The organism is Janthinobacterium sp. PAMC25594, from assembly GCF_019443505.1.
In the GTDB taxonomy this organism is placed as follows: domain Bacteria; phylum Pseudomonadota; class Gammaproteobacteria; order Burkholderiales; family Burkholderiaceae_D; genus Janthinobacterium.
This window is the reverse complement of sequence record NZ_CP080377.1, coordinates 1,762,733-1,786,724: the sequence shown is the minus strand read 5'-3', so window position 1 is coordinate 1,786,724 and position 23,992 is coordinate 1,762,733. Positions and strand designations below refer to the sequence as shown.

At 63.4% G+C, this 23,992-nt stretch carries 16 protein-coding genes; 12 read left to right on the top strand and 4 right to left on the bottom strand.

The features are described 5' to 3' along the window. The first annotated feature begins 205 nt into the window (after positions 1 to 205). The 7 genes from KY494_RS07820 to KY494_RS07790 all read left to right on the top strand — a co-directional run bounded on the left by KY494_RS07820 (position 206) and on the right by KY494_RS07790 (position 8,480). Entirely contained in the window at positions 206 to 1,270 is a 1,065-nt protein-coding gene (locus KY494_RS07820; RefSeq protein WP_219890511.1) for a YeiH family protein, read from the top strand. Between the two features lie 16 nt (positions 1,271 to 1,286). Further along, on the top strand, positions 1,287 to 2,591 hold the full coding sequence (locus KY494_RS07815; RefSeq protein ID WP_219890510.1) for a D-amino acid dehydrogenase: 1,305 nt from the start codon (positions 1,287 to 1,289) through the stop codon (positions 2,589 to 2,591). Continuing rightward, positions 2,588 to 3,403 (top strand): thiazole synthase, encoded by an 816-nt coding sequence (locus KY494_RS07810; protein WP_219890509.1) that lies wholly within the window; start codon positions 2,588 to 2,590, stop codon positions 3,401 to 3,403. Before KY494_RS07815 ends, KY494_RS07810 begins: the two co-directional genes overlap by 4 nt. A 70-nt stretch (positions 3,404 to 3,473) precedes the next feature. Next, positions 3,474 to 4,484 carry a porin gene (locus tag KY494_RS07805; RefSeq protein WP_219890508.1) on the top strand — a complete coding sequence of 337 codons (1,011 nt, stop codon included), beginning with the start codon at positions 3,474 to 3,476 and terminating at the stop codon, positions 4,482 to 4,484. 226 nt (positions 4,485 to 4,710) lie between these two features. Next, entirely contained in the window at positions 4,711 to 6,528 is a 1,818-nt protein-coding gene (gene xsc / locus KY494_RS07800; protein WP_219890507.1) for a sulfoacetaldehyde acetyltransferase, read from the top strand. 187 nt (positions 6,529 to 6,715) lie between these two features. Next, positions 6,716 to 7,717: a phosphate acetyltransferase gene (pta, locus tag KY494_RS07795; RefSeq protein WP_219890506.1), complete on the top strand. Its 1,002-nt coding sequence runs from the start codon at positions 6,716 to 6,718 to the stop codon at positions 7,715 to 7,717. Then, positions 7,707 to 8,480, top strand: coding sequence for a sulfite exporter TauE/SafE family protein (locus KY494_RS07790; protein ID WP_219890505.1), 774 nt, complete (start codon positions 7,707 to 7,709; stop codon positions 8,478 to 8,480). The genes pta and KY494_RS07790 overlap by 11 nt, the downstream gene beginning before the upstream one ends. 13 nt (positions 8,481 to 8,493) lie before the next feature. Here KY494_RS07790 and KY494_RS07785 read toward each other — a convergent pair whose 3' ends face one another. Next, positions 8,494 to 9,177 carry a response regulator transcription factor gene (locus KY494_RS07785; protein WP_219890504.1) on the bottom strand — a complete coding sequence of 228 codons (684 nt, stop codon included), beginning with the start codon at positions 9,175 to 9,177 and terminating at the stop codon, positions 8,494 to 8,496. An 81-nt stretch (positions 9,178 to 9,258) separates the two neighbouring features. Between KY494_RS07785 and KY494_RS07780 the strand changes: the two genes are divergently transcribed. From KY494_RS07780 to KY494_RS07760, 5 genes are all read left to right on the top strand, one after another. Beyond that, positions 9,259 to 11,265 (top strand): sensor histidine kinase, encoded by a 2,007-nt coding sequence (locus tag KY494_RS07780; RefSeq protein WP_219890503.1) that lies wholly within the window; start codon positions 9,259 to 9,261, stop codon positions 11,263 to 11,265. A 230-nt stretch (positions 11,266 to 11,495) separates the two neighbouring features. Beyond that, positions 11,496 to 16,223, top strand: a complete 4,728-nt coding sequence (locus KY494_RS07775) for an MBG domain-containing protein (RefSeq protein WP_219890502.1) — start codon at positions 11,496 to 11,498, stop codon at positions 16,221 to 16,223. A 29-nt stretch (positions 16,224 to 16,252) separates the two neighbouring features. Next, positions 16,253 to 17,917: a ShlB/FhaC/HecB family hemolysin secretion/activation protein gene (locus KY494_RS07770; RefSeq protein WP_219890501.1), complete on the top strand. Its 1,665-nt coding sequence runs from the start codon at positions 16,253 to 16,255 to the stop codon at positions 17,915 to 17,917. 317 nt (positions 17,918 to 18,234) lie between these two features. After that, entirely contained in the window at positions 18,235 to 19,122 is an 888-nt protein-coding gene (locus tag KY494_RS07765) for an RNA ligase family protein (protein ID WP_219890500.1), read from the top strand. After that, complete coding sequence (locus tag KY494_RS07760) at positions 19,119 to 20,261, top strand: AAA family ATPase (RefSeq protein ID WP_375143463.1); 1,143 nt, start codon at positions 19,119 to 19,121, stop codon at positions 20,259 to 20,261. The genes KY494_RS07765 and KY494_RS07760 overlap by 4 nt, the downstream gene beginning before the upstream one ends. A 4-nt stretch (positions 20,262 to 20,265) precedes the next feature. Here KY494_RS07760 and KY494_RS07755 read toward each other — a convergent pair whose 3' ends face one another. The 3 genes from KY494_RS07755 to KY494_RS07745 form a co-directional block, all read right to left on the bottom strand. Continuing rightward, the gene (locus tag KY494_RS07755) at positions 20,266 to 21,996 is read right to left on the bottom strand and encodes a cobalt chelatase (RefSeq protein ID WP_219890499.1); all 1,731 of its coding nucleotides are present in this window, start codon (positions 21,994 to 21,996) and stop codon (positions 20,266 to 20,268) included. Next, positions 21,993 to 22,922 (bottom strand): AAA family ATPase, encoded by a 930-nt coding sequence (locus KY494_RS07750; RefSeq protein ID WP_219135751.1) that lies wholly within the window; start codon positions 22,920 to 22,922, stop codon positions 21,993 to 21,995. Before KY494_RS07750 ends, KY494_RS07755 begins: the two co-directional genes overlap by 4 nt. Before the next feature lie 86 nt (positions 22,923 to 23,008). Next, complete coding sequence (locus tag KY494_RS07745) at positions 23,009 to 23,845, bottom strand: IclR family transcriptional regulator (protein ID WP_369811606.1); 837 nt, start codon at positions 23,843 to 23,845, stop codon at positions 23,009 to 23,011. Between the last annotated feature and the right edge of the window lie 147 nt (positions 23,846 to 23,992).

Below are 23,992 nucleotides of genomic sequence, written 5' to 3'. Positions count from 1 at the left end.
CTTTAACTCGCAAACAAACAGCGGCGCGTCCCTGCCCAGGGCCGCGCCGCTCGTCGTTTACGGGGGTGAAAAATAAAAAACCGTCAGTTTCCGGAACATCCGGTTTCGATTTTCATGGAAAAGCATGGACTTCGCTAGCTCATCGTGTATTATTAAAAAACGAGATGAATTGTCCCAATTTTTAAAACATTATGAGCGGACCCGCATGAAAACTAACTCCTCAGCGATAACGCGCGTTGTCGACAAGAACATTCCCTACCTGTCTTCCGCCGTTGCCATCTGGCGCCCCCGCGCCGTGCTGCGCAGCTGGCCCGGCGTGGCCATCGCGCTGGCGATCGCCCTGTCGGCGACCTTTATTTCCAGCAATTATGGCGGCCCCCAGCTGCTGTACGCGCTGTTCTTCGGCCTGGCTTTCCACTTCCTCGCTTCCGACCCCACCTGCAAGCCCGGCATCGAGTTTTGCAGCAAGGTGCTGCTGCGCACGGGCGTGGCCCTGCTGGGCGCGCGCATCACTTTCAACCAGATCGCTTCGGTGGGCGTGACGCCGTTATTGATCGTCGTGGGCGGCCTGGTGGCCACCCTGGGCTTCGGCTACCTGCTGGCCAAATGGCTGAAACGCCCGATCACGGAAGGCATTCTGTCGGGCGGCTCCGTCGCCATCTGCGGCGCCTCGGCCGCGCTGGCCATCTCGGCCGTGCTGCCGCAAACCAAGGAGAATGAAAAATTCACCTTGCTGACGGTGGTGGGCGTGACGTCGCTGTCCACCCTGGCCATGATCGTCTACCCGCTGCTGGTCAAGCTGCTGGGCTTTGACCCCACGGAAGCGGGCGTCTTCATCGGCGGCACCATCCACGACGTGGCGCAAGTGGTGGGCGCCGGCTATCTGGTGAGCAACCATACGGGCGACGTGGCCACCTTCGTGAAACTGACGCGCGTCGCTTGCCTCGTGCCAGTCGTGCTGGGGCTGTCGATCATGTTCAAGCGCAAGGATGGCAAGAGTGAAGTCGATGCGCCGCCGCTGGTGCCCTTCTTTCTGATCGGCTTTGTCTGGCTGGTGATTACCAACAGCCTGGGCCTGATCCCGCAGGAAGTGAATGGCTGGATCAACAATGCCTCGCGCGCCTGCCTCGTCATTGCGATTGCCGCCCTGGGCGTGAAGACGTCGTTCCAGTCGCTGGCCTCGCTGGGCTGGCGTCCCGTCATCATGCTGGTGATGGAAACGGTGTGGATCGCCGCCTTCGTCGCCATCGCCGTCCTGCTGACGCGCTGAGCGCTGGCCATTCGCCATGAAGATCCTTGTCCTCGGCGCCGGCGTGGTCGGCACGGCATCGGCCTGGTATTTGCGCCAGGCGGGCCACGACGTGCGCGTGCTCGAGCGCCAGGCGGGCGCCGCACAGGAAACCAGTTTCGGCAACGGCGGGCAGATTTCCGTCTCGCATGCGGAGCCGTGGGCCAATCCCGCCACCCTGCGCAAAGTCCTGACTTGGCTGGGCAAGGACGACGCGCCGCTGCTGTTCCGCCCCCGCCTCGATACGCTGCAATGGCAGTGGGTACTGCATTACCTGCGTGAATGCCTGCCGTCGCGGGTGTCGCGCAATATGCGCCAGATCGTCGCCCTGGCCGAGTACAGCCGCCAGAGCCTGCAAGCCTTGCGCCGCGAGACGGGCATCCAGTATGACCATCTGGAACGGGGTATTTTGCATTTCTATACGGACCAGCAGGAGTTCGATAAATCGCAAGCGGGCGCCGCGCTGTTGCGCGAACTGGGCTGCCCGCGCAATACCGTCAGCGCCGATGAAGTGATACGGCTGGAACCGGCCCTGCGCCACGCGCGCAGCCGCATCGTGGGCGGTGATTTCACGGCCAGCGACGAGTCGGGCGACGTGCATTTGTTTACCACGGCGCTGGCCGCGCGCGCCGCCAAGGCTGGCGTGGATTTTCAGTACGGCACGATGGTGACACGGCTGCTGGCGGAGGGCGAGCGCATCACGGGCGTGGAATGCATCGACGCGCAGGGCCGCCACCGCCTCGAGCACGCGGACGCCGTGGTGGTGGCCATGGGCAGCTTTTCCGCACCGCTGCTGCAGCCGCTGGGCATCCGCTTGATGTTGTATCCGGGCAAGGGATACTCAGCCACCTATCCGATCATCGACCCCGTCAGTGCACCCAGCGTATCGCTGACGGACGATGGCTATAAATTGGTCTTTTCGCGCCTGGGTGAGCGCCTGCGCGTGGCGGGCACGTGCGAGCTGAACGGCTACACGCGCGAACTCAATCCCGTGCGCTGCGCCGCCATCACGCGCCGGGTACAAGCGCTGTTTCCCCATGCCTGCGATTACGGCGCCCCCGTCTACTGGGCCGGCCTGCGCCCCCTCACGCCGTCGAACGTGCCCTACATCGGCGCCACGCGCTACCGCCAGCTGTTCCTCAACACGGGCCACGGCACCCTGGGCTGGACCATGGGCTGCGGCGCGGGCAGGGCGATCGCCGACCTGGTGTCGGGACGGCGGCCCGACGTCGATTTTGCATTTTGCGGCGAAGCCCCCCGGCATGAGGCCGCTTTGGTTCAACTAAGGAGAGCACCACGATGAGAGATGACGCCACCCCCAGCCAATCACCCGGCGGCCTGACCCTGGCCGGCACCACCTATCAGTCGCGCCTGCTGGTGGGCACCGGGAAATACAAGGATTTCGAGGAAACGCGCCTGGCCATCGAGGAGAGCGGCGCCGAGATCGTCACCGTCACGATCCGCAGGGTCAACATCGGCCAGGAGAAGGGCGAGCCCAACCTGCTCGACTTCATTCCACCGTCGAAATACACGATTCTGCCCAACACGGGCGGCTGCTACAACGCGCGCGACGCCGTCTACACCTTGCAACTGGCGCGCGAACTGCTGGGCGGGCACCCGCTGTGCAAGCTGGAAGTGCTCGGTGATGAAAAGACCCTGTTTCCGAACATGCCGGAAACCCTGAAAGCGGCAGGGGAGCTGGTGCGCGACGGCTTCCAGGTGATGGTGTATTGCAGTGACGACCCCATCCAGGCGCGCATGCTGGAAGACCTTGGTTGCATCGCCGTCATGCCGCTGGCGTCCCTGATCGGCTCGGGCATGGGCATTCTGAATCCGTGGAATCTATCCTTGATCATCGAGCAAGCCCGCGTGCCCGTGCTGGTCGACGCCGGCGTGGGCACGGCGTCGGACGCGGCCATCGCCATGGAACTCGGCTGTGACGGCATCCTGATGAATACCGCCATCGCGGCGGCGCGCGAGCCGATCCGCATGGCGCGCGCCATGAAATTGGCAGTGCAGGGCGGACGCGAGGCTTACCTGGCCGGACGCATGCCTCGGAGAGCAGGCGCCATGAGCGCTGCGCCCTCGTCGCCGATGGCCGGGCTGATCGCCTGAGCCAGATTTGTAGCAAGGTAGTTGATTATCGTTTCAAGCGTTTATAAAAACCACAATACCTGGAGATGACATGAAACACACACTCGTAGCGGCGGCCGTCCTGGCCGCACTCTTTGCCGGCGGCGCCAGCGCCCAATCGTCCGTCACCGTGTACGGCTTGCTCGACGCGGGCCTGACGTCCGAACACGGCGGCGCGGAAGGCTCCGTCACCAAGCTGGCCACCGGCGTGCAGTCGGGCAGCCGCATCGGCTTCAAGGGCACGGAAGACCTGGGCAACAATCTGAAGGCTAATTTCTTGCTGGAAAATGGCCTCGACCTCGATACTGGTGCGTACCGTCAGGGCGCCTTGTTCGGGCGCAAGGCCTACGTGGGCTTGTCCGGCAGCTTCGGCGCCGTGAATATCGGCTTGCAGCACAACCCGCTGTTCACCGCACTGGACAATATCGATCCCTTCGAGACGGGTCTGACGGGCGCCTCGCTCAACCTGATGAGTGTGGCCAGCCTGCGCACGAAAAACTCCATCATGTACGAAACGCCGAAGGTGAACGGCTTGTCGGCCGCCATCATGGTTGGCCTCGGCGAAAAGCCGGACAGCGCCAGCCTGGGCCGCACCATCGACTTTTCCATCGACTACGCCAACGGTCCGGTGGTGCTGACCCTGGCGCACGACAACCGCAAGGATAGTGAGCTGAACACAGCCAAGGTGACTTTGCTGGGCGGTACCTACGACTTCGGCCCCGCCAAACTGCACGCCGCGTATGAAACGGACAAGGACGATGCGGGCGCGGATTTCCGCAACGTCATGCTGGGCGTGTCCGCGCCGGTCAGCGCGGCGGGCAGCGTGATGGCGTCGTACATCAAGAAGGATGACCGCACCAGCGCGCGCCGCGGCGGACGCCAGCTGGCCATCGGCTACACGTATGCCTTGTCCAAGCGCACCAATCTGTACACGTCGTACGGGCGCATCAGCAACGATGGCGCGGGCACCAACTTCGTTGGCGACGCTTCCAGTGGCGGCAGCGTGCCCTTGCCTGGGCATAACTCCAGCGCCTTCACGGCGGGCATGCGCCTGAAGTTCTAAGGCACAGCGCAGCAGGTATCGATGGCGGGCTATCTGTTGCGGATAGCCCGCCATTGTTGTTTCAGGAGTGGGGCAAAGTCACGGATTCCGGATTCAGGAATGAAACAGTCCAATTTTTCATGAATTTTCATTGACAGCGCATTTCGCAACCGTTAAATTGAATACGTATTTCAAATATCGGAACAAAATATACCGATTTTTCATAAAACTGTAAGGAGACTGAGCCATGACTGATTTGTCCGACCAAAAAGCCGCCGCCGCAGTGGCCACCCCCACCGGGCCGCAAAAGATGACGCCTTCCGAAGCGTTCGTGGAAACCCTGGCCGCCAATGGCGTGACCGACATGTTCGGCATCATGGGCTCGGCCTTCATGGACCCGATGGATATCTTTGCCCCGGCCGGCATCCGGCTGATTCCCGTCGTGCACGAGCAGGGCGCCGGCCACATGGCCGACGGCTATGCCCGCGTTTCGGGCCGCCATGGCGTGGTCATCGGCCAGAACGGCCCCGGCATCAGCAATTGCGTCACGGCCATCGCCGCCGCCTACTGGGCGCACACCCCGGTCGTCATCATCACGCCGGAAACGGGCACCATGAGCATGGGCCTGGGCGGCTTCCAGGAAGCGAACCAGCTGCCGATGTTCGAGGAATTTACCAAGTACCAGGGCCATGTGACCAATCCGGCCCGCATGGCGGAATTTACGGGCCGCTGCTTTGACCGCGCCATGTCGGAAATGGGCCCGACGCAATTGAACATCCCGCGCGACTATTTTTATGGCGAAATCAAGGCGGAAATCCCGAAGCCGAACCGCCTGGACCGTGGCGCCGGCGGCGAGCACAGCCTCAATGAGGCAGCCGAACTGCTGGCCAAGGCCAAGTTCCCCGTCATCATCTCGGGCGGCGGCGTCGTCATGGGCGAAGCGATCGAAGAGTGCAAGGCGCTGGCCGAACGCCTCGGTGCGCCCGTCGTGAACAGCTATCTGCACAACGACTCGTTTCCCGCCAGCCACCCGCTGTGGTGCGGTCCGCTCGGTTATCAAGGCTCGAAAGCGGCGATGAAACTGATCGCCCAGGCCGACGTCGTCGTGGCCCTCGGTTCGCGCCTGGGACCGTTCGGCACCTTGCCGCAGCACGGCATGGATTACTGGCCGAAAAACGCCAGGATCATCCAGATCGACGCGGACAACAAGATGCTCGGTTTGGTGAAAAAGATTTCGGTGGGCATCTGCGGCGACGCCAAGGCGGCCGCCAAGGCGATTCTTGCCCGTCTGGACGGCAAGACGCTCGATTGCGACGCCACGCGCGACGCGCGCAAGGCCACCATCGAGGCGGAAAAAGCCGCGTGGGAAGACGAACTGGACAACTGGACGCACGAAAAAGATGCGTACAGCCTGGACATGATCGAAGAGCAAAAGAAAGAGCCGGGCAATTATCTGCACCCGCGCCAGGTCTTGCGCGAGCTGGAAAAAGCCATGCCGGAAGACGTGATGGTATCGACCGACATCGGCAACATCAACTCGGTGGCGAACAGCTATCTGCGCTTTGAAAAGCCGCGCAGCTTCTTTGCGGCGATGAGCTTTGGCAACTGCGGCTACGCCTTCCCGACCATCATCGGCGCCAAGGTGGCCGCGCCGCACCGTCCGGCCGTGTCGTATGCGGGCGACGGCGCCTGGGGCATGAGCCTGATGGAAACCATGACCTGCGTGCGCCACAACATTCCCGTGACGGCCGTGGTGTTCCACAACCGCCAGTGGGGCGCGGAAAAGAAAAACCAGGTCGATTTCTACAACCGCCGCTTCGTCGCCGGTGAGCTCGACAACCAGAGTTTTGCCGAGATCGCGCGGGCCATGGGCGCCGAAGGCATCACGGTCGACAAGCTGGAAGACGTGGGGCCGGCCCTGAAGAAAGCGATAGCCATGCAGATGAATGAAGGCAAGACGACCATCATCGAAATCATGTGCACGCGCGAACTGGGCGACCCGTTCCGCCGCGATGCGCTGAGTAAACCAATCCGTCATCTGGATAAATATAAAGATTACGTTTGATGTAGCGGGTGTTGTTGGATTACGCCCTCTGGGCTAATCCAACCTACCCAACCTACGCGTGGCGCTGGCGTAATCCGACACCACCCTGACCGATCCTTGTATGACCCCGGCTTGCCGGGTTTTATGTGCCGGAACTATCTGCATGCTTCCATGGTTCCGGCACTTTTTTTACCGAATTGGAGTACCCATGAAAGCCCTGCACCGCATCATCGCCCAAGCCCGCGTCGTGCCGAAAAACATCGTGTTGTGCGAGGGCGACGATGCGCGCGTGCTGCAGGCGGCGGCGCGCGCAGCCGCCGAAGGCCTGGCGCATATCACCCTCGTCGGCCAGCCGGCCGCCATCCTGGCGCTGGCGCGCGAACACGCGCTGGATCTCGATGCCGTGCGCCTGGTCGACCCGGCCACGTCCGAGGAGTCGGAGCACTATGCCCAGCAATTGTTTGTGCTGCGCCAGGCCAAGGGCATGACGGTGGAGCAGGCGCGCATCGCCGTGCAAGACCCGCTGTGCTACGCCAACCTGATGGTGCGCCTGGGCGACGCGGACGGCTGCGTGGCGGGGGCCGTGCACACGACGGCCGACGTGGTGCGCAGCGCCATCCAGATCATCGGCGTCGATCCGGCCTTCAAGCTCGTGTCGAGCTTTTTCCTGATGATGCTGTGCGAACCGTTCCACAGCCTGAAGGGCGGTTTTATCTTTTCCGACTGCGCCCTCGTCGTTGACCCTAAGGCCGAGGAACTGGCCGACATCGCCATGGCCGCCGCCGACAGCGCGCAAGCCTTGCTGATGGAAGAGCCGAGGGTCGCCATGCTGTCGTTTTCCACCAGCGGCAGCGCCCATCACGCGGCCGTCGACAAGGTGCATGCGGCCACGGACCGGGTCAAGGCCCAGCGTCCGCTGCTGGCCATCGATGGCGACGTGCAGCTCGACGCGGCCATCGTGGCCGAGATTTCCCAAAGAAAAGTCAAGGATTCCGTGGTGAATGGTCGCGCGAATGTGCTGGTATTTCCGAACCTCGATGCGGGCAACATCGGCTATAAGCTGGCCGAGCGCATGGGCGGCGCCGTCGCCATCGGCCCGCTGCTGCAAGGCTTGAACAAGCCGGCCAACGATTTGTCGCGCGGCTGCAGCGCCGACGATGTCTACAACGTGATTGCGGTCACGGCCGTGCAGGCCCAGGGTGGACGCTGAGTTGTTCAGCTTGCCCGTGCTGGCGCTGCTGGGCGTGGTGGCGGCGGGCACGTATTTCCAGACCGTCACGGGCTTTGGCCTGGGCATGATCGTCATGGGCGTGGCCAGCGGCCTCGGCCTGGCGCCGGTGCCCGTGCTGGCGGCCCTCGTCAGCTTGTTGTCACTGGCCAATTGCCTGGTGGCCTTGCCGGGCGCCTTGCACCACCTGGACTGGCGTGCCATCCGCGCGGCCAGCATCGGCTTGCTGCCGGCCATGGCGGCCGGCGTATTGCTATTGGGATATTTGGATCAGGCGTATGCGCCCGTCCTGAAACTGTTATTGGGCGCGGCCATCGTGTATGGCGGCGTCAGCATTCTGCTGCAGGCGCCGCCGGGACCGGGCGCGGCCGACAAACGCAGTTTCTTCATCAGCGGCGTGTGCGGTGGCCTGTTCTCGGGCCTGTTTTCGCTGGCTGGCCCGCCCCTCGTGTACCAGTTTTACCGCCAGGAAATGAGTTTAACCACCATCCGCTACAGCCTGATCTTTTTGTTCGCCATCAGCGCGGGCGGACGTTCGCTGATGGCGGGCAGCCAGGGCCAGCTGGACGCGAAAGTGTTACTTTTGTGCATGCTGGCCTTGCCTGTCGGCGTGCTGGCCACCATGGCCGGCAAGCGCTACCCGCCGCCGATCGCCCAGCGCGGCATGCGCCGCATAGCGTTCGCCGTGCTGACCTTGATTGGCATCTCGCTGATGGTAGCCGCCGCGCCGCAACTGTTCGCGTAGCCGGCGCCTTGCTTCAGGGCCGTACCGCGGCGTTGGCGAAAAAGCGGTAGCCGGCGTTGCGCGCCGTATTGATGGGCAGGGACAGCCCGGTGGCTTGCTCGGTCTTGCGGCGCAGGCGGCGGATCTGCGTGTCGAGGCGGCGCTGGTCGTAGTCGAGGAAGTCCTCTCCCAGCGACTGGACGATCTGCTGGCGGCTGACGATGCGTTCCGGTTCAGTCATCAGCACCTGCAGCACGATCGCATCCTGCTGCGACAGGGCGATGGCGTCGCAACCGGGCGGCAACAGCCGGCGCGGTCCCAGTTCGAGTACCCAGCCTGGCGTGGCGGCCGGTTCGCCCAGGCGGCGACGCAAGCTGACCAGGGTCGCCGCCAGTTCATCGAGATCGGTATGTTTTGGCAGGTAATAGTCTGCGCCGCAATTGAGCCCGCTGACCTTGTCCTGCGTGGCGCCGCGCGCGGTAAAAACGACAATGCCGATCTGCTGGTTCTGAACGCGTAGCGAGCGCACCAGTTCCATGCCATCGCCATCGGGCAGGCCCAGGTCGACGACGGCAATGTGGTGTCGCGCAGGCGCGTAGCAGGCATGAAAACCGGCCAGGTCAGCGACGGCGCTGACGCGATAGCCGCAATCGCCGAGAAATTCAGTCAGTTCTTGCCGCAGGACGGCTTCATCTTCAAGCAGGATAAGGTTCAGCATGGCGCAAGGATAACCGATCAGCCATGTGGCGTGAAGGCGGCTAGTCAATGCCTTGATCTGCCTGTGATAAGCTGCGCCGCCATGACTATCCTGCTTGCCATTTTCCTCGTCTTTTCCAGTATCTGCCCGCTGGCCGCATGGGCCGCGTCGCCACCGGCCCCGCTGGTGCTGCCTGAAAGCGCGCAAACGGTGTCTGCCAGCGGTCACATGCTGATGTTGCGCGACCCGGGCGGTGTGTTGGGACCGGGCTCGGTACTGACGGCGCCCGGCTGGCGTGTGTTGCCTGGCGCCGTCAGTGCTGGCTACACGGACGACGCGGTCTGGCTGCGGCTGGACGTGGCGCGTGCCGCGCATGCACCCGACGAGTGGGTGTTGCGTTTCAGCAATGCCGTACTCGACGATGTGCGCCTGTACCGGCAGGATCTTGCGGGGCACTGGACCCTGCAGGCGGCCGGGGCGGACGTGGCACGCGGTGCCTGGCCTGTCGATGCGCGCCAGGTGGTGTTTCCATTTCGTCTGCAGGATGACGCGACCGAACGCTGGCTGGTGCGCCTGCACAGCAAGAAAGCCATGTCGACCGAGCTGACGATGTGGCCGCGCGCGAGGTTTGATGAATCGTCGCGCCGCGAGTATCTGTATTACGGCTTGCAATTCGGCAGCTACCTGCTGCTGATCCTGTTTCACGTATTCTTCTGGCGCATGACGCGCGAAGTCCACAGTGGCTGGTACTTGCTGTACGTGTTGACGAATGCGACTACCGAAGCATTGACGATCGCCATTCCGCAGCAAATCTTCAGCATGCCGAACTGGCTGTCGGACCCGATGCTGGGCGTGTCGATGGCCATGTCCATCGCCATCGGTGCCCGTTTTTCCACCTTGCAGCTGGAGTTGCCAACCTTGTTCCCCCGCTTCAGCCGTGGTGTTGTCGGCGTCACCGTCGCCGCCGCCTTGGCGGGGGCGGTACTGGTATTGCTCGGTGATTACGCGGCCGGCGTGCTCGTGGTGCAGGGGGCTGCCTTGCCGCTGATCGCCGTGTTCGTCACTCTGGCCACATGGCTGGCATTGCGCGGCCACCGCCCGGCGCGCGCCTTCTTGTTGATCTTCGGCATCTTTTACGCGGGCGTCCTGGTCAGCTTCTTGCGCAACATGGCCGTGCTGCCGCCGAATTTCTGGACCAACCATGCGGCCTCCCTGGGCGCGTTTGTCCACATGATGCTGATGAGTTTGCGGCTGAACCGGCGCTATGCGGAACTGCGCCGCGCCAAGGACTGGGCGCAGGCCGAAGCCGTGCGGGCCGTGCGTGCACTCAACGAAAGGTTGGAAGGGCTGGTGGCGCTGCGCACGGACGCGCTGCAACAGGAAATCGGACGGCGCACGGTGCTGGAAGCGGACCTGCGCGGGGCGCTGGCGGTGGAAACGCGCACGCGCGAAGAACAGCAGGATTTCGTCGCCATGGTTTCGCACGAATTCCATACGCCGCTGGCCATCATCAATACGACGGCCCAGCAGATTGCCCGCAATCCCGACGCGGCATGGGACAAGACCTTGCAGCGCTGCCAGAACTTGCGCGAGGCCAGCGGCCGCATGACGGCGCTTGTCGACGAGTACCTGAGCGCTGACCGCATGGAAACGAGCGCCGCCACCTTCCGCGCCCAGTCTTGCGATCCACGCTTGCTGCTCGAGGCGGTGCTGGCCGAATGGCCGGAGGGCAGGGTGGCCGCGACCTTGTCTGACTTGCCGGAGCGCCTGCAATGCGACCCGGGTCTGCTGCGCGTGGCCTTGCGCAATCTGCTCAGCAACGCGGACCGGCATGCGCCGCAGGTGCTGGCCATACGCGTGCACGCTGCGCTGCACGGCGACGGCGGCTTGCAGATCACCGTCAGCAATCCCGGCGATCCCTTGCCCGCCGACGAGATTCCACGCCTGTTCCAGAAGTATTTCCGTGGTCGCATTGCCCAGCACAAGCCTGGCGCGGGGCTGGGCCTGTATCTGGTGCAGCGCATTGTGTCCCTGCATGGCGGCAAGGTCACGCTCGACAGCGCTGGACTGGATGGCGTTATCAGTTTCTCATTGCACATCCCTGCCTAGCGGGTCCTGCATTCCCGACTGAATCAGTCGGGAATCGCTCAGATTTGCTCACTTATAAATCCTGAATCTTTGTTACATTCCCCTTAGGAAATTTCTGTAGCTTTTTGCCACATATATGTAGCGGAAGGCAACAGAGACGGGAGCGTGGCATGCGCTGCCTGCGCGTCACGCGCAGGCATGGACGACATCGCCTGTGCGCTCCCTGTACAACTTCGACAAGGATAGATAGCATGCATCGCCACGGATCACTGAATCACATTTACAGGCTCGTCTGGAGCCATGTCCTGAACGCCTGGGTTGCCGTTGCCGAGACCTCGCGCGGGCGTGGCAAGGGCGGGCGCCGCAAGCTGGCCGCCGCTGCTGCTGCCATGGCGGCGCTGGCGCTGGGCGGACCCGCCTGCGCCGGGCCTGCAGGTGGCCAGGTGGTGGCCGGCACGGCAACCATCACCCAGTCCGGCGCCACGACGACGATTCACCAAACGAGCCAGCAGGCGTCGCTGAACTGGGCCAGCTTCAATGTGGGCAGCAAGGAAACCGTCAATTTCGTCCAGCCGTCGTCGAATGCACTGGCGGTCAACCGCATTCTCGACAGCAATGGCTCGCAGATACTCGGGAGACTGAACGCCAATGGCCAGGTTTATTTGATCAACCCGAACGGCATCCTGTTCGGCCGCACGGCCCAGGTCAATGTGGGCGGCCTCGTCGCCTCGACCCTGGATGTGGACAATGCCAGCCTGGGCGGCAACAAGCATGTCTTCAACGGCAAGGGGCCGGGTAGCGTCGTCAATGAAGGCGCGATCCGCGCGGCCGACGGCGGTTATGTGGCCCTGATTTCCGCCCGTATCAGTAACAGCGGCAGCATCGCTGCGCATGCTGGCAGCGTACTGATGGGCGCTGGCAGCCAGGTCACGCTGGACCTGGGCGGTCCCGTCAAGCTGCAGGTGACGCAGGGCGCGCTCGATACCCTGATCGAGAATGGTGGCGCCATCCGCGCCGACGGCGGCCAGGTCTACCTGACGGCCAAGGCGGCCGGCCAGCTGGCTTCCAGCGTCATCAACAATACGGGCGTGATCGAGGCGCATACCCTGACCACGGGCGAAAAAGGCCAGATCGTGCTGCTCGGTGACGTGCAGCAGGGTAGCGTCCACGTGGCCGGCGTGCTCGATGCCAGCGCCCCTCGGAGTGGTGACGGTGGCTTCATCGAAACGAGCGCAAACCATGTCGCCATCGGCGCTGCGCAAGTCACCACGGCCGCGCCGCGCGGCAAAACCGGCACCTGGCTAATCGATCCGAACGACTTTACAGTGGCGGCCAGCGGCGGCAACATGACGGGGGCGGCGGTGTCCAGCGCCCTGGCCAGCAACAATTTCTCCATCATGACGACCAGCATGGGGACGACGGGCGGCAACGGCGACATCTACGTGAATGACGCGATCAACTGGTCGGCCAACAAGCTGACCTTGACTGCCGAGCGCAACATTAACATCAATGCGAACCTGAACGCGACGGGCACGGGCCAGCTCGCATACCAGTACGGGCAAGCCACGGCCGATGGCGCTGGCAGCGCCTATAGTGTTTCGCTTGGCGTCGCCGTGAACATTCCGCATGCGGACACATTTACTTGGCAAAAGGGTAGCGGCGGACGCGTGAACAATCTGGTGCTGGACAATGGCAAGGTGCGTTATGGCAATGGCGTGGAAAATTCGTTCACGGATGATGGCCTGCTGAAAGGCCCGGCCTATTTCGATAACTCCACCGAGGGCCGTAACGGCTGGTACCAGCTTACCTATAACGCGAGGCCATTCGAGTTTGCCATCGCCGCAGGCGGGGATGGCAGCAACTCCTGGAATGGCAATGGGGAAGTGCTGGCCTCCAATTTGAATGGGGGCGCGGCGGGGATGGGCTCGGCCGGCAGCTATTTGAATGCGCTCAGTAATCGTTCCCTCAATATCGCCGGCTATCAAGAGGGAGTGGGCACCGTGGTGACGACGGGCACGCTGACCTTCCAGACCTTGCGGCAATCTGCCGGCGTGGCGCACAGCTACACGCTCAAGGCTGGCGAGGCTTTCATTAACATGGATAGCCGGGTCACCAATCAGAGCGCTGCGCCGCTGAACAATGTGCGCATGTGGCTGGGTACCGGCGACGATTTCATCGGTACGTCGGACCGCAATTTCAAGACCAAGGGCGCTATCAGCGGCGGCGCGTTCGTGCCCTTGACTGACGCGAATGCGCCATCGAATGCCATTATGGTCAGTGAAATCAGCGGCGGCAGCAATGGCTCGGCCGTGCTGTTTTATTCGACGACAGCTGGCGTGAACACCGTCCATAGCGACTGCTGCCAGTTTTCCAACGTGGTGTTCAAGGATCCGAAAAGCTCGCTGATCGCCTCAGGGCAGACCGATGGCAGCTATGCCATGTTCATGCGCGTGCCCGACCTGGCTCCCGGGCAGTCAGGCGGCCTGTCGGTTTATTATGCGGCGGCACCCATTTCCCAATTATCGTCGGCCATCGTCTCGGTCGGCGACGCCGCCGGCAACACTCCGAAGCCGGTGTATTTGCGCCTGACGCCCGGCAGCAGCGTATATGGCAACATGCCGATCTTTAATTATGCGCTGTATGACGCACTGGTGGACGGGCGACTGGTCACGGATGCCGGCGTTAGCGGCACCATTTCCTGGCTGGGTGCACCTTCAGCCACCTCCTCGACCGGCCTCTACACAATCACCTATGGCACCGGCCTGAGCTTGGGCAAGGCTGGCTATACCTTGACGCCGGGTGGTCCTGTCTACTGGACGGTGACGCCCCGTCCGTTGAACGTGGCCGTGACGAAGACCTACGATGGCAGCGCCACGTTCAATGCCGGCTTCGTGCTGTCGGGACTGGTCAATGGCGACAGCGCGCCTACGGTCGCCGGTTCGGCCAGTGTCGGCAGCCGTAACGTCGGCCGTTACAGCAGCTTTGACTCCAGCACCTTGAGCCTGTCTAACAGTAATTATGTGCTGAACGCCAGCGGCGTCAGTGCCAGCATCGACCCTCGCCCCATCATGGTGGCCGCCGACGCGAAGAGCAAGGTCTACGGCAATGTCGACCCTGGCCTGACATACCAGGTGACGCAAGGTGTGCTGGTCGCTGGCGACAGCCTGAACGGCGTCCTGCGCCGTACTGCCGGTGAAAACGTGGGCAGCTACACGATCGATGCCTCGGCCCTGGCCAACGGCAACTATGTGGTGACGGCGCAAAACGGCGCATTGAGCATAGCCGCGCGCCCGATCACGGTGACGGCCGATGCGAAAAGCAAGGTCTACGGCAATGTCGACCCGGGCCTGACTTACCAGGTGACGCAAGGTGTGCTGGTCGCTGGCGACAGCCTGAACGGCGTCCTGCGCCGTACTGCCGGTGAAAACGTGGGCAGCTACACGATCGATGCCTCGGCCCTGGCCAACGGCAACTATGTGGTGACGGCGCAAAACGGCGCCTTGAGCATAGCCGCGCGCCCGATCACGGTGACGGCCGATGCGAAAAGCAAGGTCTACGGCAATGTCGATCCGGGCCTGACTTACCAGGTGACGCAAGGTGTGCTGGTCGCTGGCGACAGCCTGAACGGCGTCCTGCGCCGTACTGCCGGTGAAAACGTGGGCAGCTACACGATCGATGCCTCGGCCCTGGCCAACGGCAACTATGTGGTGACGGCGCAAAACGGCGCCTTGAGCATAGCCGCGCGCCCGATCACGGTGACGGCCGATGCGAAAAGCAAGGTCTACGGCAATGTCGATCCGGGCCTGACTTACCAGGTGACGCAAGGTGTGCTGGTCGCTGGCGACAGCCTGAACGGCGTCCTGCGCCGTACTGCCGGTGAAAACGTGGGCAGCTACACGATCGATGCCTCGGCCCTGGCCAACGGCAACTATGTGGTGACGGCGCAAAACGGCGCCTTGAGCATAGCCGCGCGCCCGATCACGGTGACGGCCGATGCGAAAAGCAAGGTCTACGGCAATGTCGATCCGGGCCTGACTTACCAGGTGACGCAAGGTGTGCTGGTCGCTGGCGACAGCCTGAACGGCGTCCTGCGCCGTACTGCCGGTGAAAACGTGGGCAGCTACACGATCGATGCCTCGGCCCTGGCCAACGGCAACTATGTGGTGACGGCGCAAAACGGCGCCTTGAGCATAGCCGCGCGCCCGATCACGGTGACGGCCGATGCGAAAAGCAAGGTCTACGGCAATGTCGATCCGGGCCTGACTTACCAGGTGACGCAAGGTGTGCTGGTCGCTGGCGACAGCCTGAACGGCGTCCTGCGCCGTACTGCCGGTGAAAACGTGGGCAGCTACACGATCGATGCCTCGGCCCTGGCCAACGGCAACTATGTGGTGACGGCGCAAAACGGCGCCTTGAGCATAGCCGCGCGCCCGATCACGGTGACGGCCGATGCGAAAAGCAAGGTCTACGGTAATGTCGACCCGGGCCTGACTTACCAGGTGACGCAAGGTGCGCTGGTCGCTGGCGACAGTCTGAACGGCGTCCTGCGCCGTACTGCCGGTGAAAACGTGGGCAGCTACACGATTGATGCCTCGGCCTTGGCCAACGGCAACTATGTGGTGACGGCGCAAAACGGCGCCTTGAGCATCGATGCCGATCCAGGACTGGAAAATGCGATTCGCCTGGCGCGGCGCCAGGTCACCACGGGCACCAATGATGTGGCGGCGGGCACGGCGGCAAACGCCGGGGCACTGGCCGTAGCGGGTGTCGCGGCATATGCTGCGCCCGGCGCCGGCAGCGTGCCTGATAGCGGCGTCAACCTGATTGGCGGACTGGCGCTAGTGCCGGTGACTGATGCGGCGCACGCCACGCCAGCGCAGGGGGGCAGTGGCACGCCTGGCTTTACGCGCATCTTTGTCGTCAACGGTGGCATTAATGTACTGGCTGCCGCCCCGGTAGCAGGAGATGTAGCGCAATGATTGTACTGATTCAACAAACAAAAAAATCGATGAAAAAACAACAACCACCTCGGCGCAACACTATTGCCATGGCGCTGGGCGTCGCCTTATTACATTTTTCGCCCGCCGCACAGGCGCAGGTTCCGCCTGACGCGGGCCAGACCTTGCAGCAACTCCAGCCGCCGATCGCAGCACCGCGCGAAAGTCAGCCTTTGAAGATACAGGCGCCGCTGGGTTCCGCGCCCATCGCGCCGGGAGGGGCGGCCGTCGTCTTGCATGCGGTCAAGCTGAGCGGCAATTCCGTGTTCAGCGAAGAAACGCTGCGCGCGGCGCTGGGCGACGTCACGGGCAAGACCTTCGATCTGGCCGGCTTGCGCGGCCTGGGCGAGCGCATCACGGAGGTTTACCAGGCGGGCGGCTACCCGTTCGCCCGCGCCATCCTGCCGCCGCAAGACTTGGCGAACGGTGACTTGCGCATCGAGGTGATCGAGGGACGTTATGGCGTGGTGCAGGCGGAGGGCGACGACAGCGCGCTGGCGCGGCAGGCGACGGCCTTCCTCGATGGATTGCTTCCGGGCAGCGTGATCGCCAGCGCACCGCTGGAGCGTGCCGCCCTGTTGCTCGACGATTTGCCTGGTATCCAGTCTGCCGCCACCGTCCGTCCCGGCGAGCAGGCGGGGACGGGTGACTTGATTGTCCAGATCTCCCGTGACCAACGCGTGCGCGGCGATATCGGCCTGGACAATGCCGGCAGCCGCTACACGGGCAAAAACCGCGTGCGCGCGAATGTCGACATCAACAGCCCCTTCCTGTTGGGGGACCAGATTACCGTGCGGGCGCTGCTCAGCGAGGAAGAGCTGTGGCTGGGTTCGCTTGGCTACAGCCTGCCCCTGGGCGCATCCGGTTTGCGCGGCAATGTCGGCTACTCGCATACCAGCTATGTGCTGGCGAAGGAATTTGCCAGCCTGCATGCCAACGGCACGGCCAAGGTCGCCAGCGCCGGACTCAGCTATCCCATCCTGCGCTCGCAACGGGCCAACCTGACGCTGATTGCCACCTACCAAGCCAAGGACTTGCAGGATAACCGCGACAGCACGCGGACCTATGAAAGCAAGTCTAGCCGGTCTCTCCCGCTGGCCCTGCAATTCGATTACCGCGATGGTTACGATGGCATGACCTACGGCAGCCTGAGCTGGACGCCGGGCAGGCTGAAGCTCGATACGGGCTTGAGCGCTGTCGATTACTACAAGACCAGGGGCAGTTTCCGTAAGGTCAACCTCGACGTGGTGCGCCTGCAATCCTTGCCCGCCGGCTTGAGCCTGATGGCCCACCTGAGCTGGCAGCAGGCGGACAAAAACCTGGACTCGTCCGAGAAGCTGAGCCTGGGCGGTGCCAGTGGCGTGCGCGCGTATCCATCGGGCGAAGCCACTGGCGACGAAGGCGGCCTGGCGCAGCTGGAACTGCGCTATGGCGCGGGTGATTTTGCGCCGTATGCCTTCATGGATGCGGGCCGCATCACGGTCAACGCCAAGCCGGCGCCCGCCAGCGATAACCGGCGCAGCCTGCGCGGCAGCGGCCTGGGCTTGCGCTACCAGCGGCAGGCATGGAGTGCGGACGTGGCCCTGGCCTGGCGCACCACAGGCGGCCGTTCACTGTCGGAAACGAACAGCGATCCCAAACCGCGCGTCTGGCTCAACCTCGAGTACCGCTTCTAAACGGCAAGCTGCAAGGCGCACGATTGAAATGTGCGCCTTGCAAAATATGCAAACAGCCTTTATATTCCCTGTTCTTTCTCGAACCTCTTCCTTATTGGAGCCAAAAGTGCCTCGCTTCTTCGCCATCACCTGCTAACGCTGACGAAATGCTCTTGCAGCATCGTTCGGCGCGTTGACGCCCCCGATTGCTGCGGCACTGTTTTTGCTCCTTCCGCACACGTATCCAGGACCACCGTCCTGATCGTCCACGCCCGAACACGTCGTCAGCACCCCTGACCCTGTATGGACACGCCCCGGTGAACGCGGCGTGGGACGCTATGTTTTTACAATCTTTGCCCTTATTCAAATACCCGCGCACGCCGCACCTGGAAGGCTCGCGCCTGCAGGACGGCGACGACGGCTCGGACCAGATGCCGCTGAAAAAGCTGGCCGGCCAGTACGTCGTCATCGAGGAAAAAATCGATGGCGCCAACTCCGCCGTGTCGTTCAGCGATGCGGGCGAGGTGCTGCTGCAGTCGCGCGGCCACTACCTGGCGGGCGGCGGCAGCGAACGCCAGTTCAACCTGCTCAAACCGTGGGCCCATGCGCACGAACACGCCTTGCTGGGCTTGCTGGAAGAGCAGTTTGTGCTGTTTGGCGAATGGTCTTACAGCAAGCATTCCGTGTTTTACGACCGGCTGCCCCATTACTTCAACGAATTCGACGTGTATTGCCGGCGCAGTCAGATGTTTTTGTCGACGGCGCGCCGCCACGCCATGCTGGCCGGCTCGCCCGTGCTGTCGGTCCCCGTGCTGTATGCGGGCCTGATGCCCACGACGCCGAAACAGTTGTGGCAGCTGCTGCGCCATTCGCTGGCCAAGTCCCGCCTGTGGCGCGACGCCTTTGAAAACGTGGTGGCGCGCGAACGCCTGCCGCTTGACCTGTGCTGGAAGCAGACGGACAAGTCCGACCACGCGGAAGGGCTGTACCTGAAAGTGGAAGACGACGAGCAAGTGCTGGCCCGCTACAAGCTGGTGCGGCATGACTTTACGCAAACCATCCTCGACAGCGGTTCGCACCACAGCACGCGGCCATTGATCCCCAACCAGCTGGCCGACGGCGTGGACCTGTACGCGCCGCAGCCGCTGGTCACGTGGGAGAGCCTGGGCTTGCACACCTGCCGCTCGCTCGACGACCTGGCAGCATTCTCAAGGAGTACACAATGATGCACTGGAAAACCCTGCGGCAATTGGTGCCGCAAGCGGGCCAGTCGCCCGACTTCAGCGCCTGCCTGGCTGCTTTCCCGCAGCTGGAACTGGCGAAAACGACGCCGCAAAACCCCGTGTATCACGCGGAAGGCGATGTGTGGACGCATACCATGATGGTGGTGGAATCCCTGCTGGGCATGCCTGAGTATCAGCAAGCCACGAGGGCGGAGCAGGAAATCGTCTTCCTGGCCGCCTTGCTGCACGACGTGGCCAAGTGCAGCACCACGGTGATCGACCCGGTCACGGGCGCCATCGGCCAGCCCGGCCATTCGCGCAAGGGCGCGCTCGATGCGCGCATCGCCCTGTGGGATGGCGACGTGCCGTTTGCCGTGCGCGAGGAAATCTGCCGCCTGATCAATGTGCATCAGGTGCCGTTCTTTGCGCTGGAACAATCGCGGCGCGGCGTCACGCCCGAGTTCACCGTGCGCGAACTGTCGTGGCAGGTCGATATCCGCTTGCTGGCTATGCTGGCCGAGGCCGACATCCGCGGCCGCATCTGCCCGGACCCGCAGCGCATCCTTGACGCAATCGAGCTGTTCCGCGAACTGGCGCGCGAGGAGGGCTGCTATGGCCAGCGGCGCGCCTTTGTCGACGACCACACGCGCGTGAAATACTTTCGCGGCGCCGAGGCGCATCCCGATTATTCCCTGTTCCAGGAGCCGGGTTCGCACGTGATCGTCATGTCGGGCTTGCCCGCATCGGGCAAGAATACGTGGGTGGACAAGCACCATCCGCGCCTGCCCGTCGTGTCGTTTGACGATGCGCGGACGGCCTTGGGCTTGAAGCACGGCAAGAACGAAGGGCAGGTGGGCGACTACGCGGAAGAGCGCGCGCGCGAGCTGTTGCGCAAGGGCGAACCGTTCGTGTGGAACGCCACGCATCTGTCCCGGCTGATGCGCGAGAAGACGCTGAACCTGCTGTATAAATACCATGCGCAGGTGGAACTCGTGTACCTGGAGCAGCCGCGCAAGGAATTACTGCGGCGCAACGGCCAGCGCGACACTTCGCTCAGCAACAAGAAGCTGCAGGGCATGCTGTGGAACTGGGAAATCCCGCTGCCGATGGAGGCGCACACGGTGCGCTACGAAGTGGCTTGAGGCACTAGCGTTTCTGTCCACCCAGCAACTGCGCGATCTCGCTGAACAGCTCATTGTTCAGCGAGGCGGGCAGGGTGGTGGCCAGGCTGCGGCTGTAGTAGGCGCCCAGGTCCAGGCCCAGTCCCAGCCCGCAGATTTCCACGGCGCCCTGCGCTTCGCGGCGCGCCACCACCTGTTTCAGATGCTGGGCCAGGTAAAACTCGTCGTTGGCCAGATTCGTGGCCGTATCCATCGGGCAACCATCTGACACGACGAGCAGGATGCGCCGCCGCTCCGGGCGCGCCAGCATGCGCGTGCAAGCCCAATCCACCGCTTCGCCATCGACGCCTTCGCGGTACAGATCTGCCTTTAACAGGGCGGCGATATCGGGCCGCGCGCGGCGCCAGCTGGTATCGCCATCCTTGAAGACCATGTGCACGAGTTCGTTCAAACGGCCCGGGTTGGCGGGCGAGCGGGCGCGCATCCAGTCGCGCCTGACTCTTCCCCCATTCCACGCGCCCGTCGTAAAGCCCAGCAATTCCGTGGTGATGCCCGCCTGGTCCAGCGCGCGCAGCAGAATGTCGAGCAGCACGGCCACCGATTCCGCGTGCGTCTTCATGGAGCCGGAGCAATCGACAAGAAAGGTGACCAGGCAATCGGCTTGCGGCAAAAACTGTTCCTTGCGAAACAGCCTGCGTTCGGACGGCGAGCTGATCAGCTGCGCCAGGCGGCGGCCGTCGATGTATCCCTCTTCCTCGCCGAACGACCAGCCGTCGCGTTGGGGCACGGCCAGCAATTGCGTGAAGCGCCGTGCCAGGCGCGCCGTGTTGATGCCCAGGCTGGCGATGCGACCATCCATGCGTTCGCGGTAGTCGAGCAGCAGGGCGCGGCGCACCAGTTCGCCCGCCTTGTCTTCGCGGTCATACGCCGTGCAGTAAACCTTGTAGCCGCCGTCGCCATCGCTGAAGGCGCGGCTGTCGCCCAGCGGGGCGGCATCGGGAAGGTGGTCATTGTCGCTGTCGAAATCGAGCAGCAGCTTGAACGCCGCCTGCGCCTTGGCGTCGCCCCCGTCGTCCTGGCTGCCGTCGCGCGCCGTTTGCGCCTGTTTCAGCATGGCGTCGACGGCATGGGCGATGGCCAGCGCGTGGCGCGCAAAGGCGGTCTGGTCGGCGCGGTGGCGGCGCAAGCCCGCCAGGTCGCCGCTCAGCTGTGACGACACGGACCAGCGCGTGGCCTCGATAAAATCTTCCGTCTTTTCCAGCACGGGCCTGGCCGTCAGGCGCGACCAGCACATCTGGAACACTGTATACAAGAGCAAGCCCGACGCGCCTTCGGCCAGGCCGGAATCGTAGAACGCGTGCGACCATGCCGTAAAACGGTGGCGCAGGTTGGCGATGACGCCGGCATGTTGATCGGGCGCCAGCGTTTCCACCCTTAACTGCTCCAGCAATTCGAACACCAGGCGCGCCACGGGTTCGGGCGGGCACAGCGTTTTGTGCAGGGCCGCATCCGTATGCAGCAGGCGCAGGGCCACGCTGTCGGCCGCGCCGCGCAGCGAGGGCAAATCTTGCAGCGCCGCATCGGGCTGCAGATGGGCCGCGTGGATGGGCAGGGGGCGGTGACCGTCGTGCAGGCGCCGGCCCCGGTAGCGTATCGAGGAAGAACCACTGAGGGCGCGGATGGCGCCCGCGCACAGCTCATCCGTTTCCTGCTGCGCGCGCGTGTAGGCGGCAGGCGCGGTCGCGTCCGTACTCATGCCTGGCTCGCCAGCAATTCCTCATTGAAACAGCGCTGGTAATACTCGGCCACCATGGGCCGTTCGGCCTCGTCGCATTTGTTGAGGAAGGACAGGCGAAACGCCAGCGCCGGGTCGCGGAAGATCTGGCAATTCTCGGCCCAGGTAATCACCGTGCGCGGCGACATCAGGCACGCCAGGTCGCCCGCCGCATAGCCTTGGCGCGTGAGGCTGGCCACGGCCACCATGGAGGCCGCCAACTGGCGGCCCGCCGCGTCGTTCATGGCAGGGACACGCGCCAGCACGATTGCTGTTTCTTCGTCCTGCGGCAAATAGTTCAAGGTGGCAACGATGTTCCAGCGGTCGATCTGCGCGTGATTGAGCACCTGCGTGCCGTGGTACATGCCGTTCAGGTTGCCCAGGCCCACCGTGTTCGAGGTGGCGAACAAACGGAAGTGGGGATGCGGCGTGATGACGCGGTTCTGGTCGAGCAAAGTAAACTTGCCGTCGCGTTCCAGAATGCGCTGGATGACGAACATCACGTCGGGGCGGCCCGCGTCGTACTCGTCGAAGATCAGGGCCACGGGACGCTGCAATGACCAGGGCACGATGCCTTCCTGGAATTCGGTCACTTGCTGCTGCTCGCGCAGCACGATGGCATCCTTGCCGACCAGGTCCAGGCGGCTGATGTGGCCGTCCAGGTTGACGCGCACGCAAGGCCAGTTCAGGCGCGCCGCCACTTGCTCGATGTGCGTGGACTTGCCCGTGCCGTGCAAGCCTTGCACCATCACGCGGCGGTTATGCGTGAAACCGGCCAAAATCGCCAGGGTCACGTCCTTGTTGAAGCGGTAGGCGGGATCGATGTCGGGCACGTGCGGGTCGCGCTCCGTGAAGACGGGCACGAGCAGGTCGCTGTCGATATGGAACAGGCCGCGCACGGACTGCATGGTTTGCGCCGCTGCGGCGGGGGGATGTTGGCGTGAATCTGGCACCTTGTTCTCCTGGTCTAGCCGCAGCATGGGTGCCGCAGCGGTTATGAATTACCTGCCTGCAGTGCGTCGTCGTCCCCGCCCGTCGTCGGCATGGTTTCCGATTCGATGGCGGCCAGGGCTTGCGCGGCGCGTTGCAATGCTGGCAAGAAATGTAAAGCCTTGTCGTGCGTCAAACGGATGATGGGCGCCTGGATCGCCACGGCCAGGTTCGAGCGGCCGTTCGGGTTCGGCACCAGCACGGCCACGCACAGCAGGCCGGGCAGGAATTCCTCGTCGTCCAGCGCATAGCCGTTGCGGCGCACCAGTTCCAGTTCGCGTTCCAGCTTGACGGGGTCCGTTTCCGTCTTGTCCGTAAAGCGCGTCAATTCCATGTGGCCCAGCAGGCGGCGCCGTTGCACGGGCGTCATCTGCGCCAGGAACAGCTTGCCGCTCGACGAGCAGTGGGCCGGCACCCGTGAACCGGGATGCAGGTAGAAGCGCAGCGGGGCCGCCGTTTCCACCCGGTCCAGGTACACCACTTCGCTGCCGCTGAAGGCCGTCAGGTTGCAGCTTTCGCCCACTTCCTCGACCAACTGGCGCAAGACCATGCGGCGGGCGCCATGGAACGTGTTGTTAATTAGCAAGTTCGACGCCAGGCGGCGCAGGCGCACGCCCGTGCTGTAGTGGCGGCCATCGCTTTCGCGCTGCAGCACGCCCACGCTTTCCAGCTGTTGCAGCATGCGGTGCAGGGTGGGTTTCGGCAGCCCCGTTTCTTCCACCAGCGCTTGCAGCGACAGCAACTGGTCTTTTTCGGCAATCACTTCCAGCAAGGCAAACAAACGCATCGTGGGCGTGTCGCCTTCCAGTTTTTCCGGCTCAAGTTTTGGGGATGAAATCATGTCCATGGTGGCCTCGGTGTGGTGTCTGTCGTGTTATTTCATTTTCGAACTCAAATTGTACCGTTTCCTCGAAATTCTGTTTGACTTTTGATTGCCGAGCGCTTAAATTGAATTGTATATCAAATTTCGGAACAAAATATACCGTTT

Excerpts from the sequence above, each read along its gene's own strand:
- KY494_RS07820 (WP_219890511.1), top strand. The coding sequence starts at position 206 with ATGAAAACTAACTCCTCAGCGATAACGCGCGTTGTCGACAAGAACATT.
- KY494_RS07815 (WP_219890510.1), top strand. The coding sequence starts at position 1,287 with ATGAAGATCCTTGTCCTCGGCGCCGGCGTGGTCGGCACGGCATCGGCC.
- KY494_RS07810 (WP_219890509.1), top strand. The coding sequence starts at position 2,588 with ATGAGAGATGACGCCACCCCCAGCCAATCACCCGGCGGCCTGACCCTG.
- KY494_RS07805 (WP_219890508.1), top strand. The coding sequence starts at position 3,474 with ATGAAACACACACTCGTAGCGGCGGCCGTCCTGGCCGCACTCTTTGCC.
- xsc (WP_219890507.1), top strand. The coding sequence starts at position 4,711 with ATGACTGATTTGTCCGACCAAAAAGCCGCCGCCGCAGTGGCCACCCCC.
- pta (WP_219890506.1), top strand. The coding sequence starts at position 6,716 with ATGAAAGCCCTGCACCGCATCATCGCCCAAGCCCGCGTCGTGCCGAAA.
- KY494_RS07785 (WP_219890504.1), bottom strand. The coding sequence starts at position 9,177 with ATGCTGAACCTTATCCTGCTTGAAGATGAAGCCGTCCTGCGGCAAGAA.
- KY494_RS07780 (WP_219890503.1), top strand. The coding sequence starts at position 9,259 with ATGACTATCCTGCTTGCCATTTTCCTCGTCTTTTCCAGTATCTGCCCG.
- KY494_RS07775 (WP_219890502.1), top strand. The coding sequence starts at position 11,496 with ATGCATCGCCACGGATCACTGAATCACATTTACAGGCTCGTCTGGAGC.
- KY494_RS07770 (WP_219890501.1), top strand. The coding sequence starts at position 16,253 with ATGAAAAAACAACAACCACCTCGGCGCAACACTATTGCCATGGCGCTG.
- KY494_RS07765 (WP_219890500.1), top strand. The coding sequence starts at position 18,235 with ATGTTTTTACAATCTTTGCCCTTATTCAAATACCCGCGCACGCCGCAC.
- KY494_RS07760 (WP_375143463.1), top strand. The coding sequence starts at position 19,119 with ATGATGCACTGGAAAACCCTGCGGCAATTGGTGCCGCAAGCGGGCCAG.
- KY494_RS07755 (WP_219890499.1), bottom strand. The coding sequence starts at position 21,996 with ATGAGTACGGACGCGACCGCGCCTGCCGCCTACACGCGCGCGCAGCAG.
- KY494_RS07750 (WP_219135751.1), bottom strand. The coding sequence starts at position 22,922 with ATGCAGTCCGTGCGCGGCCTGTTCCATATCGACAGCGACCTGCTCGTG.
- KY494_RS07745 (WP_369811606.1), bottom strand. The coding sequence starts at position 23,845 with ATGATTTCATCCCCAAAACTTGAGCCGGAAAAACTGGAAGGCGACACG.